This is a genomic window from Microcoleus sp. Pol8_D6 (assembly GCF_036700965.1).
Classification (GTDB): domain Bacteria; phylum Cyanobacteriota; class Cyanobacteriia; order Cyanobacteriales; family Microcoleaceae; genus Microcoleus.
This window is the reverse complement of sequence record NZ_JAUBPW010000108.1, coordinates 1-14,545: the sequence shown is the minus strand read 5'-3', so window position 1 is coordinate 14,545 and position 14,545 is coordinate 1. Positions and strand designations below refer to the sequence as shown.

General features: G+C 44.7%; 9 protein-coding genes, 1 tRNA gene and 1 pseudogene. 8 read left to right on the top strand and 3 right to left on the bottom strand.

The annotated features are described in order from the left end of the window. Nucleotides 1–133 precede the first annotated feature (133 nt). A protein-coding gene (locus tag QUA10_RS27410) for an IS1 family transposase (protein ID WP_333084988.1) occupies nt 134–866 on the bottom strand; the annotation gives its coding sequence in 2 pieces (ribosomal slippage) (nt 134–542 and nt 541–866; 735 coding nt in all). A gap of 85 nt (nt 867–951) precedes the next feature. Between QUA10_RS27410 and QUA10_RS27405 the strand changes: the two genes are divergently transcribed. Both QUA10_RS27405 and QUA10_RS27400 read left to right on the top strand, forming a co-directional pair. Then, nucleotides 952–1,518: an IS630 family transposase gene (locus tag QUA10_RS27405; protein ID WP_333086436.1), complete on the top strand. Its 567-nt coding sequence runs from the start codon at nt 952–954 to the stop codon at nt 1,516–1,518. Between the two features lie 119 nt (nt 1,519–1,637). Next, nucleotides 1,638–2,039 (top strand): endonuclease domain-containing protein, encoded by a 402-nt coding sequence (locus QUA10_RS27400; protein WP_333085725.1) that lies wholly within the window; start codon nt 1,638–1,640, stop codon nt 2,037–2,039. Between the two features lie 357 nt (nt 2,040–2,396). Here the strand turns inward: QUA10_RS27400 and QUA10_RS27395 are convergent, their stop codons facing one another. Continuing rightward, the gene (locus tag QUA10_RS27395; protein ID WP_333085724.1) at nt 2,397–5,780 is read right to left on the bottom strand and encodes an Eco57I restriction-modification methylase domain-containing protein; all 3,384 of its coding nucleotides are present in this window, start codon (nt 5,778–5,780) and stop codon (nt 2,397–2,399) included. Between the two features lie 402 nt (nt 5,781–6,182). Between QUA10_RS27395 and QUA10_RS27390 the strand changes: the two genes are divergently transcribed. The 3 genes from QUA10_RS27390 to gcvT all read left to right on the top strand — a co-directional run bounded on the left by QUA10_RS27390 (nt 6,183) and on the right by gcvT (nt 7,955). After that, complete coding sequence (locus tag QUA10_RS27390) at nt 6,183–6,386, top strand: hypothetical protein (RefSeq protein WP_333085722.1); 204 nt, start codon at nt 6,183–6,185, stop codon at nt 6,384–6,386. Nucleotides 6,387–6,538: 152 nt separating this feature from the next. After that, nucleotides 6,539–6,611, top strand: a tRNA-Ala gene (locus QUA10_RS27385). A 192-nt stretch (nt 6,612–6,803) separates the two neighbouring features. Then, the gene (gene gcvT, locus QUA10_RS27380; RefSeq protein ID WP_333085721.1) at nt 6,804–7,955 is read left to right on the top strand and encodes a glycine cleavage system aminomethyltransferase GcvT; all 1,152 of its coding nucleotides are present in this window, start codon (nt 6,804–6,806) and stop codon (nt 7,953–7,955) included. Between the two features lie 148 nt (nt 7,956–8,103). On the opposite strand, the pseudogene QUA10_RS27375 reads toward gcvT, so the two are convergent. Further along, a pseudogene (locus QUA10_RS27375) lies at nt 8,104–8,946 on the bottom strand (alpha/beta hydrolase). Between the two features lie 59 nt (nt 8,947–9,005). On the opposite strand from QUA10_RS27375, the gene gcvH reads away from it, so the two are divergent. The 3 genes from gcvH (at nt 9,006) to QUA10_RS27360 (ending at nt 14,364) form a co-directional block, all read left to right on the top strand. After that, the gene (gene gcvH / locus QUA10_RS27370; protein ID WP_333085720.1) at nt 9,006–9,395 is read left to right on the top strand and encodes a glycine cleavage system protein GcvH; all 390 of its coding nucleotides are present in this window, start codon (nt 9,006–9,008) and stop codon (nt 9,393–9,395) included. A gap of 308 nt (nt 9,396–9,703) precedes the next feature. Then, complete coding sequence (gene gcvP, locus QUA10_RS27365; RefSeq protein WP_333085719.1) at nt 9,704–12,649, top strand: aminomethyl-transferring glycine dehydrogenase; 2,946 nt, start codon at nt 9,704–9,706, stop codon at nt 12,647–12,649. A 356-nt stretch (nt 12,650–13,005) separates the two neighbouring features. Beyond that, nucleotides 13,006–14,364, top strand: coding sequence for a serine/threonine-protein kinase (locus QUA10_RS27360; protein ID WP_333085718.1), 1,359 nt, complete (start codon nt 13,006–13,008; stop codon nt 14,362–14,364). Nucleotides 14,365–14,545: the final 181 nt, after the last annotated feature.

Sequence of the window (14,545 nt, the reverse complement as noted above, 5' to 3'; positions counted from 1 at the left end):
ATGAAAGCCAAGTTAAAAGTACCAAGGCGTTTGAGTAACAAAAAAGATCCGGCGGCAGCAATAGAGTTTAAAAAAAACTAGAAAGGCGTTGCTGAATTGAGGTATGATTGGTACGATCGCAGGGATGTATTCATTACTCCATTTGCCTCGCTTGAACGCGATTGAAATGATTCCCGGGATAGGGAACCGGAACGTCCCAAAACTTAAGATAATGAATTAATAAGCGAATGGAATTTTTGAGCATCTCTTTCGACTTAGAATAGCAAAGAGTCTTGCGATGAAGTCGTGCCAAATAATGTCGTAGTCGCGTATTTTCGCCCTCTACTCTGGTCATGTAAGTTTTACAGATAATTTGGTCTCCCTCTGGAATAAACATGGGATAAACTGGCCATCCATCTGTAATATAAAAATAACATTTCCAATTGCCGACTAATTCCCACAATGGTCGAAAACTTGCTGCACTATGATCGCCCAGCACCCATCCTAAAATCCCTGGCTGAAAGTGATTAACCGCTGTCGGGACCCAGATCTTATTTTTTTTGACCAATAAATGTTTCTAGTTCATCAAGTTCTGCAACTTCGGGAATTGTCTCTGCTTCATAAGTATCAGGAAGCAATTCCCCGACTTGCTTGACCCAATTTATGATAGTGGTATGATGTACTCCTTTAATTCTTTCTATTGCTCGAAAACCCAGACCATTAACATACATTTTGAGACATTCACGTTTTACCTCTGAAGAGTAACCTTTATGAGGTTGATAGCAGTCTATAAATTGTCTGGCACAATTGACACAAATATAATTCTGTTTGCCTTTTTTATGACCATTTTTATTAACGTAACTTGACAGACATTCAGGACATTGCATAAGCTCTATTTTTTTTGAAGTGTTATTTTTTGGCACTCGTACTCTCAATCTATCATACCCTAATTCAGCAACGCCACTAGAAAAATTGCTGAAACTTGTTTTATGGTTGGAGTCCACTACCCCTAATCCAGCAAAAAATGGTCTCAAATATTGGTGTCAAGATGAAACTAGAATCGGCTTAAAAACGATTGAAAGGAAAAAAATAACAGCCCGTGGAGTCAAACCAATAGGTTTAGTTCAATGGAATTTTAAAGCTTACTATTTATACGGGGCGGTTGCCCCTCAAACCGGAGAAAGTTTCTGGTTAGAGTTTTCACATCTTGACGGTCAATGTTTTCAAATATTCCTAGATAACTTAGCAGCAGAATATCCCGAGCATTTAAATGTTGTGCAACTGGATAATGGTAAGTTTCATCATAGTAGCCAACTCAAAATCCCAGATAATATTTTACTACTTTTTCAACCACCATACAGTCCTGAATTGAATCCGAACGAGAGAGTATGGCAATATATAAAACAAGAATTAAGTTGGGAACTTTATGACAACTTAGATGAAATCAAAGAAAAAGTTCGCACTTTTCTTGAAGAATTTTCAAGTGAAACAATCGCATCTATCACGGGATGGGATTATATTCTATTCTATCGGCACTAAATACTGTAGCATAATTTTGGAGAATTGGTATAAAAACCCTCTTGCTCCCCCCCTTGCTAAGGGGGGGCTGGGGGGGGTAAAAAAGCCAAGCAAGCAACTAAAAAACCCAAATAAAAAAAATGACAAAACTTTACAACAAAACCTCAGAAAAACTCAAGCGACAGCGGCTTCGCAGAGAAATGACAAAAGCTGAAAAACGTCTCTGGGACAAAATCAAAAACAGACAGCTTGAGAATTGTAAATTTCGCAGACAGTACAGCGTAGCAGAATTTGTGATCGATTTCTACTCGCCGGAAATCAAGTTAGCACTAGAAGTTGACGGTGATAGTCATTTTCAAGAAGGTGCTGTAGAATATGATGCGGAAAGGCAAGAATTTATTGAATCAGCAAGAATTAATTTTTTGAGGTTTACAAATGATAATGTTTATCATAATTTGGATGGGGTTCTAGATGTGATTGTAGATGGGATTAAATCGCTGAGAGCATTAGGTGTTTTACCCCCCCCAGCCCCCCCTTGCTGAGGGGGGGAGCAAGATGGGATAACAGGGGATTAAATCGCTGAGAGCATTAGGTGTTTTACCCCCCTTGCTAAGGGGGAGAGCAAGAGGATTTTTTCGTTGTTGCTTGGCTTTTTTACCCCCCCAGCCCCCCCTTGCTAAGGGGGGGAGCAAGATGGGATAACAGGGGATTAAATCGCTGAGAGTATTAGGTGTTTTACCCCCCTTAGCAAGGGGGGAGCAAGATGGGATAACAGGAGATTAAAAATTACCTCAAAGGTCAAGAATTAACCTTTAAATCCCGCACACATTGCATAATTTGTCGGCAAAAAGTGTTATCCCAACATTCCAGACGAAGACAAACACCAATCTAACCTTATATCAAATCTGTCTCGCGATCGGCATTCGCGGAGGTGCTGTTTTCCACATCAAATCTATTTCTTCCGGTGTCAATCCGTAAGCTTGATTAACTAAGTCAGATAAACGGTGTTCGAGTCTCAACGCCTCAGCTTTGCGAGATTGAATGGCCGGTGCATATTCATTATAAGTTTCGCGGACTGCTTTTAGTCCAGCCACGCCGAGAGGATCGGAGGATTTAGTTTTTGGCATTCGCTTTCTGATTTCTGCTACAAACTCTGCAAAGGAAAGCACAGAAAAATCTTCGAGTTTTTGTCCGACTTTATCAATTAAATAAGTGATTTCCAGCCATTCCAAGACATCTCGGTGAGTTTCTTGATTAGTTTTGGCGATTTCAATTAAACGGCTGACAATTGGTTCTACTTCGGCACGAATTGAGTCAGTTGGTGGTGCGATGGGTAAAGTTTCTACCTGTTCTCTAAACATTCGCAGTGTGTCATTGATTCCTTTTTGCAAAGTGTGGTGACAAATCCACCAAGTTATTGGCGAACACAGCCACCCAAGCATATAAAAATTTCCTGTTGGCCATAGATAGCAAGTATTCACTGGGTATATCTCTTGATCGACGAAGCAAAACCAAGAATAAGTAGCCAAATCTTGAGTGATAATTTTTGGTTTTTGAAAAACGTTATAGTAGGCACACGATCGCAGTTCCCACCAGTAACGCCCTTGGTCGGAACGCTTAGACAGTTTTTCTTGCATCGGCTTCATATACTTATATACCGATGGAAATGTTTGTGCAAATACTTCCTCTGCTTTATCGTTTGCGGTACTCCACGGCCATACACTATCGCTGCTAGACTTCAGCAGAATAATCCAAAGATTTTCCCACTCTGGACTCCAGCGTTTAATGTTCTGACCTCGCAATAATGGCTTGATGATTTCAGCGGATTTAGAGTCTGCTTGCACTAGACTGTTTTTAGTCGCTTCATCAATTAAAAAAGCTTCATTCAATCCTGTTAAAATACCTCGATAAGGCTTAACGCCGGCAAAATCTTTAAGCGGAACACCCACTCGTTGAATTTTTTGCATCAAATCATCAACAGCAGGAGGTTCCAAACTCCAAGCATTCGCAATAAAACGATCTCGCGAAATTTGATAGCCGTGTTGTTGAACGTATTGTGTAAGGTTGATATTAGCAAGTTCCTCGCGCGGAACCGGGCAAACAATCACAGACGAATTAGGTTCAAATTTACCTTGCTCAATCTCGCTTTCAGTTTCAGAGATACATAGAGAAGCGTTAGGTTTTCTGATTGCGACAATACAGGGAAAAGTATCAGCATCCTCAAAAATTGGCGCGTGTCCGAAATCAATAATTTGCTCTAGTAAACCTTGATTGGCAAAAAACTTGCGTAGAGGTTCGCCGTATCCAGACCTCAGCCATTTATTTGTAACAATATACGAAAGCACTCCCCCCGGTTTGAGAATGTTTAATCCGAGTTCATAAAAGTAAGTATAAAGGTCTGCTACGCTGTTATAAGATTCATAATTGGCTTGCAAGTATGGTTTAATTAGAGATAGCAACTCCTGCCGCACGTAAGGCGGATTGCCAATCACAACATCAAAACCACCATCAGCAAAAATCTGGGGAAATTCAGCTTTCCAATCAAACGCTGTATCTGCTACATTACTGTCAGCGATGATCGAGTTTCCCCCTTTAATATTATCATCCAAATAAGCCAGCGTTTTACCCGGTTCCGCTGTCTTCAACCACAGCGAAAGCTTGGTAATTTCCGCCGATTCCGGCAGCAAATCTACGCCGTACAGGTTGTTGCTTAAAATGCTTCGGTCAAATTCCAGCGACTTGCCGTTTTTTGGCTTATACCCCAAAGCATTCAATTCGCGATCGACTTTTTCGTATTGCTGCATCAAATAATCAAAAGCCGCAATCAAAAAAGCTCCCGAACCGCACGCCGGATCGATGACGCGCGTTTTTTGCAGCACTTCGTCTCGATACGCTTTCCAAAACTTAATTGCAGTTTTCTTGGGCGGCTGAACCGACACTCCAGCAACTTCGCCGATTAGGAAAAAATCGCGCAATTGTTGCTCTCGCCGCTGCAAATAGCCACCGAGAGAAACCTCGACAATATACTGAGTAATATAAGCTGGCGTGTAAAACACACCTTGAGTTTTCCGCTTGCCTTTTTTCTGATTGTATTCCTGTCCGCTATTTGCAGCATTTAACTCTTCCAAATCTGTAACCGACTGCTCGAAGATATGCCCCAAAATATCGACGGAAACTTCGGTATCAAAATCAAATTTGGTCAGCTTATTAAGCAGACTGCATAAAGGATTTGGCACAGTCAGTTGTGCGTCTAAAACCGGATCGAATTTAAATAAACCGCCGTTGTATCCCCGTACAGGAGGATCATCATTTCCCACATCAACCCAGCGAAATACAGATTGATAATTTTCCCAAATTAATCTAGGATTGTATTGGTCTTTGTGGTCGTGAGCGTTGCTGAGGGTGTTTGGCGGCAGCAATCCTTTATCTTCACAAAAAGCAATGAATAAAACGCGGTCTAAAGTTTTTTGAGCTTTTTCGATGAGTACACGCTCGCGGTTGGGGATATCCTGCGGCCCAGTAAAGCGAAAATGCTTGACGAGAGCGAGTCGAATTGCTTTGTATTCTTGATATAATTTATTGGTAATTTCCTCTTGAGCTTCGTCAGAGTCTTTTAACAGTCTGTCAATAACAGAAACTGTTTGAGCTTGGTTGTGGGGCAAAAAGTTGCGGCGACACAGCAGAAAGTAAAACCGCTTAAAAGCTGCCATATCCGCCAAGTCAGTTAGAAAAAATTGTTCGTAATAAGCGGGAGTTTTATTTGTATGATAAAGTCGCAACTCTCGATAATTCGAGACAATAATCCAGCGACAATCGGGTGTATAATTAGCGTAGCGCCAACCTTGGTCAACTGCTGATTCGGTTCGCCTGGATGCGGGACGGTCTAAATCATTTTTCGCTCCCTTGAGTTCGATCGGAGCAATCACTTTACCTTGTAGGGACACGGCTTTGCCTTTAGCATTGTCAGCAGCAGTAAAAAAGCCGATCGCCCCGTCAGCAGAACCGCCACCATCAGATATCGTTTGTTCCGCGTTAATTTCCCAAGCTTTCCCCGCACCTTGAATTACCGAGCAATATCCCAAAACATCCTGAAAAATATCATTAATAAAACTACCGTGCAGCGCAACTTCTTTAACTTCGTCTAACGTACCAGTTTTAAGTGTAGCAATCCACGTTCCCAATTTTTGGTGGCGCACTTCCATATCTTGCGGAAAGCTAAAAGCACGCAAAGCAGTGTTGAGTGTTTTGCTGTGAAAAAGGGCGCGACTAGAGCGATTTGTCATCTTTTCAAGCAGGTTAATAAAGTTAATTTTACAGCATCCAAGTGCAACAGCGGCTCAGACCTTCTGCTATCAAATCAGTTATACTCAAAGGTCGAGCCTCTTCGTTGGCGTAGCCCCCGTAGGGGCGGGCTTCGCTAACGCACCCTACCCCCTCAAAAATGCGTGTAAAGCGCAGCTATCGGGCTCTTAATCGCTCGCTCAAGAGGCAAAAACGCACCTCTAAGGCTGAGCTAGCTCTCATTAACTTTGCATATTGTAATTATCAAGAAAAGCTATAACTTTTTCTCAGCGGCTTTCCGCTGCTCCCTTCGGGTTTTACAGCAATAGTTAAATACGTCTGAGCTTATCTGCACTTAACCAAAAGTTTTGTTACAATAGGTGAGCTGTTACAAATCGTAACTTATGCTGGTTCCTATTTTAATAATTGACGTTGCCCTCGTTGCCTGGTCTTTGCACTTAATGCAAGAGGCGATCGCGCAACGGGAATTTTCACTAATGCTAGCCGGCACCCTAGTTGCGGTCTCAGCCGCCGCTCTGCTAGTCGTCTACTTTCTCATGGGCTCTTGTTTGAGCCATTTAACCGAAATATCCCAACACACTTACTAGATGATAGTAGGGGATTGACGATTGTCCAGAAGCGAGGAGAGTTTTGTGAAAAAAAGCCGAAAGCCTTGCCAGCCGAAGGCTCAAAACTAATTTCCCCAAAAAGCTTGACAAATATTGGTTAGTTAAGGCATGATTGAGAGCGCGAAAAGAAAGGGGAATTAGCTCAGTTGGTAGAGCACTACAATGGCATTGTAGGGGTCAGCGGTTCGAGCCCGCTATTCTCCATAAATTAAAATTAGGGATACATCACTGCTGTGTCCTAATTTGTACCGAAACAGTACCACCGCGCGCTTAAATTTGATCGCGACTTGTACCTAAACAGTATTGGCGTGTCCTTAAAATCGATCGGGCTACACACCGCGAAAACCAATTTTCCCGTAAAATCAAAACAGTCTACCCGCAACCAAAGCGCTACCTGTGGCAAAGTCAACTGAACCCAGCAATCCAGAGAGTCCGAGCCAACTTGCCCGCACGCCTCTGTACGACCTATCATTAGAACTCAAAGCCCGAATGGTGCCGTTTTCCGGGTGGGAGATGGCAGTACAGTACGCAGGCATCAGCAGCGAACACCAAGCAGTACGCCAGCAAGCAGGAATGTTCGACATTTCCCACATGGGAAAATTTGGTTTGAGAGGGAAACAAGTAAGAGAAAAATTTCAACCCTTAGTACCCTCAGACTTGAGCCGCTTGCAACCCGGTCAAGCTCAATATACAGTCTTGCTAAATGCCAAAGGCTGCATCTTAGACGACATTATTTTCTACTGCCAAGAACCCGACGCTATCACTAGCGAAGAACGTGCAGTAATCATTGTCAACGCCGCCACTCGCATCGCCGACAAAGCATGGATCACCACTCACATAGAATTGAGCGAACTCAGTTTTACAGACCTCTCCGAAGATAAAGTTTTAATTGCAATTCAAGGGCCCGAAGCTGTTAACTATCTCCAGCCTTTTGTGGAAGACAGCCTGGCACCAATTAAAGCTTTCGGTCACTTAGAAACAAATCTTTTGGGACAGCCGAGTTTTATCGCCAGAACTGGTTACACCGGCGAAGATGGGTTTGAAATCATGGTGGATGCCGAAGTAGGAAAAGAACTGTGGCAAAAATTGTTAGCTGCTGGCGTTGTACCCTGCGGTTTGGGTGCGAGAGATACCTTGCGTTTAGAAGCAGCAATGGCTCTTTACGGTCAAGATATTAACGACAATATCACGCCTTTAGAGGCTGGATTGGGTTGGGTTGTTCACCTCGACACCAAAGGGGATTTTATTGGTCGCGAGGTTTTGGAACAGCAGAAAGCTAGTGGAGTATCAAAGCGGTTGGTAGGTTTAGAAATGCAGGGGCGGCATATTGCACGCCACGGCTATCCGGTAATATTTGAAGGGGAAACAGTAGGAGAAGTTACTAGCGGTACATTATCGCCTACTTTGAATCGGGCAGTAGCCCTCGCGGTTGTTCCAGCAAAATTAGCGAAAATCGGTCAGCAATTAGAAATCGAAATTCGCGGGAAAAACTATCAGGCTAGTGTGGTAAAAAAACCATTTTATCGCTCGCCAAACCGCCCCAGTTAAATTAAGTACAGCAGTTCTCAATCTTGGTGAGGTATGCCCTATGCCCTATGCCCTATGCCCGCTTATCAAGCGTGCACCTCATGTTACTGAGAAAGGCTATAAAGTGTAAGTGTATGTGTTGTTGTGAAACGGGCTTCTAGCCCGTTGCTCATCTTGGCCAAGAAGACTCATCTACTAGCTTAGCAAATTGTCGCAAAGTTGCAGCATAGCGATCGCCCGCCACATCCATCAAATCATTATGACCAGCCCCATCAACCCAAAAATTCACTTTCGGCTCGTTGGCGGTGGCAAACAACTGCTCTCCATGCCAAAAATGCACAACCTCATCAGCCTTACCATGAATTACCAAAACAGGCGATCACACTTTGCCAATCTTATCAATATTCACAAACTTGTCAAAGGGTAAAATCGGAATCCGCGTCAACACCCGAAAAGCCGAAACAAAGGAACTTTCAACCACCAAACCGCCGACTTTTTGCCGCGAAGCCAAATCAATTGCAGGCCCACCCCCCACAGAACGCCCGTAAAGAATAATTTGGTTTGCAGGTATTCCCAACTGTTGGGTTAAATAATTGTAAGCAGCCTCAATATCACGATAAGTATTATACTCAGAAGGATTTCCCTGACTCGTGCCGTAACCTTGATAATCATAGGCAAACACAGCAAACCCGCTATCTCGAATCTCTCTGAGTAGCCACAAAATCCCGCCCAAGTCTTCCGCATTCCCGTGACTGTAAAGTATGGTATATTTACCTTGCGGGTTAGGAAAATTAACAGCAGAAATTTTCACGCCATTAGCTGAGCTAACTTGGATAACTTCCCTGCTATCACTCTGGCTAGATGGCGGAGGTTGAAAAATTAGTCGTTCTGAAAAAAAGAAACCGTAAAAACACAGAAATGCGTAAATAAAAATTATAGAGCGCATCAGTCTTTTGACAGAAAATTCTCCAAAAAGCAAGCGTTTAATATTTTTTTTGTTCCACTTAGTCATCAATAAATGCCCATAGTTCACTAAGATTTACTTGATACTTTTTTATTGCGAGAAAAGACATGGCACTAACATACCCCGATGACTTGAAATACCTAGACACCCACGAATACATCCGACTCGAAGGCGAAATTGCCACCATCGGCATTAGTGCTTTTGCTGTTGACCAACTCGGTGATATCGTGTTTCTAGATTTGCCCGAAGTGGGTGCAGGGTTGGAAAAGGGCGAAGCTTTCGGTACAGTCGAGTCAGTGAAAGCCGTTGAAGACTTGAAAGCGCCCGTTACCGGTACTGTCGTAGAACGCAATGATGAGATTATAGAGTCTCCCGAAAATTTAGCCGAAGACCCCTATGGCGCTGGGTGGCTGCTGAAAGTGCGCGTTGACAATCCCAGCGAAGCAGACGACGCTTTCTCGGCCCCGGAGTATCGAAAAATGGTGGAAGGGGAATAGGGAATAGGGAATAGGGCATGGGGCATAGGGCATAGGGCTCGTTGATAATTCCACAATCTGCCAGGGGTTGAAACCCACGGGGCTTTTAGCACAAGTCGTCTAAAGAAGACTGAAATACCAAGCTGTTGCGGGGGGAGTTGCGATAAGTGCAGCTTAATCTACAGTCGGCGACCGACGACTTTAGCTATGAGACAGGGGTTTCACCCCCTGTCGGACTGTCGGACTTTGATAGACGCAGAAAATCTTCCTGGTTTTCTTAGCAAAATGTTACAAACAAAGAAGCAAAAGTCTATTCAGGAGAATCCGCCTTGGTACTCTACAGCCCTCAACTTGAACCCAGTCAGCAGCAAAACCTTTCCCCCATTGGTGGTTTTGCGGGCCGGCACATTGGCCCTAAGCCCAGCGAAATCCAGGAAATGCTCGATGTTTTGGGCCTTTCCAGCCTCGATGAGTTGATTGACAAAACGGTTCCTGCGACGATTCGTATTTCTCAACCGCTACAACTTCCCGCAGCGCAAAGCGAGTACAGCGCTTTGGCAGAATTGAAAGAAATTGCTGCAAAAAATCAGGTATTTCGATCGTACATCGGCACAGGATATCACGACTGCATAACTCCCCCCGTCATCCAGCGGAATATCCTAGAAAATGCCGGCTGGTATACAGCTTACACTCCCTACCAAGCCGAAATTGCTCAAGGGCGATTGGAAGCTTTACTGAACTTCCAAACCATGATAATTGACCTCACGGGTTTGGAAATTGCCAACGCTTCTTTGCTGGATGAAGGGACAGCGGCGGCGGAAGCGATGGCGGTGAGTTACGGCGCCAGCAAAAAGGGGGCAAAAGCATTTTTTGTTTCCCAAGATTGCCACCCTCAAACTGTGGAAGTTGTGCAAACTCGCGCTAAGCCGTTGGGAATTGAAGTAATTGTCGGCGACCATCAAAGCTTTGAGTTTGATCGTACAATCTTCGGCGCTCTCCTGCAATACCCCGCCACAGACGGCGCAATTTACGACTATACCGATTTTATTCGATCGGCACACGAAGTCGGCGCATTAGTCACAGTCGCCGCCGACATATTGAGCCTTTGCTTGCTGACACCCCCCGGCGAATTCGGCGCGGATATAGCCGTAGGAAGCACTCAGCGCTTCGGAGTGCCGATGGGATACGGAGGGCCTCACGCCGCCTATTTCGCCACGCGAGAAGAGTTTAAACGGCAAGTTCCGGGGAGAATTGTCGGCGTTTCTAAAGATGCCAACGGCAAATCTGCTTTGCGCTTGGCCTTGCAAACTCGCGAACAGCACATCCGCCGCGAAAAAGCTACTAGCAATATTTGTACTGCTCAAGTTTTGCTGGCAGTGATGGCGAGTATGTATGCTGTTTATCACGGCCCGTCTGGACTGAAAGACATTGCTGAGAAAGTATGGAGTTTAACGGCACTTTTGGCATCCGGTTTAAGAAGTTTCGGATACACAATTGGTTCTCAACATTTCTTCGATACTTTGCGGGTAGAATTGGGAGATAAACCGCTGTCAGAAATTCTAGAAGCTGCTAAAGTTCGCAAAATTAATCTCCGAATTTTCAATGATTCGACAGTGGGAATCACTTTAGATGAAACTGTCACCGTTGAAGATGTGCAAGAGTTATGGAAAATTTTTGCACAGGATAAAGATTATATCAGGCCGGACGGGCAGAAGGCTCTCAACATTCCGCTGGATGCAGACGCATTGAGTGGCTATTTGACTTTACCAGATTTTTGCGATCGCACCAGCAGCTATCTCGCCCATCCAGTTTTCAACAGCTACCATTCAGAAACTGAACTTTTGCGTTATTTGCACCGTTTAGAAGCCAAGGACTTATCGCTAAATACATCGATGATTCCCTTGGGTTCTTGCACAATGAAATTGAATGCCACAGCAGAGATGATGCCCGTGACTTGGGCAGAATTTGGCAAGATACATCCCTTTGCCCCCCGCGATCAAACTCGCGGCTATCAAATGATGTTCGTGCAACTAGAACAGTGGCTAGCAGAAATCACGGGTTTTGCGGGAATTTCTTTGCAGCCCAACGCCGGTTCTCAGGGCGAATACGCGGGTTTGTTAGTTATTCACCAATACCACGAACACCGAGGCGAGTCTCACCGAAATATCTGTTTGATTCCCCAGTCAGCCCACGGTACAAATCCGGCTAGCGCGGTGATGGCGGGGATGAAAGTAGTTGCTGTAGAGTGCGATTCTCAGGGCAATATTGATGTAGCAGATTTACATAAAAAAGCAGAAAAACACAAAAATGAACTGGCGGCCTTGATGGTGACATATCCATCAACTCACGGCGTTTTTGAGGAAGAAATTAAAGAGATTTGCGATATTGTCCACAACTGCGGTGGACAAGTTTATATGGACGGCGCAAATATGAATGCTCAAGTGGGTTTGTGCCGCCCCGGTGATTTTGGTGCTGATGTTTGCCACTTGAATCTGCACAAAACTTTCTGTATTCCCCACGGCGGCGGCGGGCCGGGAATGGGGCCGATTGGGGTAATGTCTCATTTAGTAGAATTTTTGCCCAGTCATTCTATTCTTAACAGTCAACAGTCAACAGTCAACAGTCAACAAATATCAGTTGGTGCTGTTTCCGCCGCGCCTTGGGGAAGTGCTAGCATTTTGCCTATTTCTTGGATGTACATTCGGATGATGGGAGGAGTGGGTTTAACTGAGGCAACAAAAGTAGCAATTCTTAATGCTAATTACATGGCAAAACGCTTAGAATCTTACTATCCGGTTTTGTACAAAGGGAAAGCTGGTTTGGTGGCGCACGAGTGTATTCTAGATTTGCGATCGCTCAAAAAGTCTGCGGCTATTGAAGTTGAAGATATTGCTAAACGGTTGATGGATTACGGCTATCACGCGCCGACGGTTTCTTGGCCGGTTGCTGGTACGGTAATGGTGGAACCAACTGAAAGCGAATCGAAGCAGGAATTAGACCGTTTTTGCGATGCAATGATTGCAATTCGAGCTGAAATTGCGGAGATTGAAAACGGTAATGTTGACGCGCCAAATAACGTCTTGAAAAATGCGCCGCACACCGCAGAATCTCTGATGGTTGATGAGTGGAATCGTCCTTATAGTCGCGCGCAAGCGGCTTATCCGGCACCTTGGACTCGCGAACATAAGTTTTGGCCGACGGTGGGGCGGATAGATAATGCGTTTGGCGATCGCAATTTTGTCTGTTCTTGTTTACCAATGGAGGCTTACAATTAAGATTGTAATCCATGTAAATCTCGTTTATATCTAAGTCTAGATCCCCCTAAATCCCCCTTAAGAAGGGGAGTAGGGGTTGACTTTGATTACTTCCAGTTCCCCCCTTGTAGGGGCGGTGCCCCCGTGCCCGCCCTCTTGGCTAGGGGGGATCTCCGGGTTTGATAGATGCCGAATATATAGGTAAAAAAACCCGGTTTCTCAACCTCACCTCTCTCTTCTCTTCCTCTGTGCCCTCTGTGGCCTCTGCGGTTAAATTATTCCGAAACAACCGTAAACGATATCATCCAAAGCCTCAACAAAAATTCCCCCATCTCAGCTATAATCAAAACCATCCTATCCCTCCCCACAAACCCGCTATGAGGCACTGGCAGCCGGGACAACAAATCCACAACGGCAAATACATCATCGAAGCCATCCTCGGCGGCGGCGGATTCGGTGTCACTTACCGCGCTCAAAACCGCAAAGAAGGTAAAGTAGTCGCCATCAAAACCCTAAATGCCAACGTTCAAGGTAAGCCAAACTTTCGCGAATTCCAAACCAAATTTGTCAACGAAGCTTTATCTTTAGCCAAGTGCAGCCACCCACACGTCGTGCAAGTTTACGAAGTATTTCCCGAAACGGTGGGAAATATCGAATTGTGGTGCATGATGATGGAATTAATCGACGGAATTGACTTAGCAGAATATCTCGAAGATAACGGCATTTTGTCGGAAGAAAAAGCTTTGCCAATTATTCAACAAGTCGGAAGCGCGCTGAGTTTTGTCCACCAGCAAGGATTTACTCACCTTGATGTTAAACCCCAAAATATTATGCTCAGGCAGCGGGGTATTGAAGCCGTTTTGATTGATTTTGGCATAGCGCGGCAGGTGACAGCGCCGGGTAAATTGCGGACAAATAGTAATTCCGGGACTGAGTGTTACGCACCCATTGAATTATTAGAAAAACGCGCCGAACTTGGTGCTTATACTGATGTTTATTCCCTAGCAGCAACGCTTTATGTCATGTTGACTGGTGAGTTGCCGTTTCCGTCGCAATTCAGGAAGCAAAATATTCCTTTAACTCCGCCAAAGCAATTCAATTCAGAGATTAGCGCTCGAGTGAATGCGGCGATTATGAAAGGGATGGAGTTGGAACCGCAAAATCGCCCGCAGTCGGTGCAGGAATGGTTGAATTTAGTGATGCCTAAAAAAGCTGAGGATGAGGTAGAGTTAATTTCAGCCGTGGGGATGGATTATATAAACTTGCGGAATTTATTGGCTGCTAAAAAGTGGAAAGAGGCGGATGAGGAAACGGCGAGAGTGATGTTGAAGGTGGCGGATAGGGAGGAAGAAGGATGGCTGAATACAGAAAGTATTGATAATTTTCCCTGCGAGGACTTGCGTACCATTGACCAACTTTGGGTAAAATACAGCAATGGGCGCTTCGGCTTTTCGGTGCAGAAGCGCATCTATCAAAGTTTGGGGGGAACTAGGGAATATGATAGTAAAGTATGGGAAGCGTTTGGCGATCGGGTAGGCTGGAGAAAAAATAACAACGAATGGCTGTACTACAAAGACCTCACTTTTTCAGAGCAAGCACCAGAAGCTCACCTCCCGGGGGTGAAGCTCACCTCCCGGTGGCCTCGTCGTGGGTGGGGGAAGTTGGATCGGGAGGAGTGGATCGGTCTTCTATCGAGGAAGACTCTCGCGTCGAGACTTGTAAAGTGTAACATCTAAGCGTTTCAGGATTTCATAAAGATTTATAATAAAGCCAAAAACCACGAAGCCATGCCCTGTCTACGTTTCCGACGGGTTTGTCGGGACATAACGAGCAAATAATCAAAGTAATACCAATTCTCCAAAATTATGCTACAGTATTTAGTGCCGATAGAATATAATCCCATCCCGTGATAGATGC

Excerpts from the sequence above, each read along its gene's own strand:
- QUA10_RS27360 (WP_333085718.1), top strand. The coding sequence starts at position 13,006 with ATGAGGCACTGGCAGCCGGGACAACAAATCCACAACGGCAAATACATC.
- QUA10_RS27390 (WP_333085722.1), top strand. The coding sequence starts at position 6,183 with ATGCTGGTTCCTATTTTAATAATTGACGTTGCCCTCGTTGCCTGGTCT.
- QUA10_RS27395 (WP_333085724.1), bottom strand. The coding sequence starts at position 5,780 with ATGACAAATCGCTCTAGTCGCGCCCTTTTTCACAGCAAAACACTCAAC.
- gcvH (WP_333085720.1), top strand. The coding sequence starts at position 9,006 with ATGGCACTAACATACCCCGATGACTTGAAATACCTAGACACCCACGAA.
- QUA10_RS27400 (WP_333085725.1), top strand. The coding sequence starts at position 1,638 with ATGACAAAACTTTACAACAAAACCTCAGAAAAACTCAAGCGACAGCGG.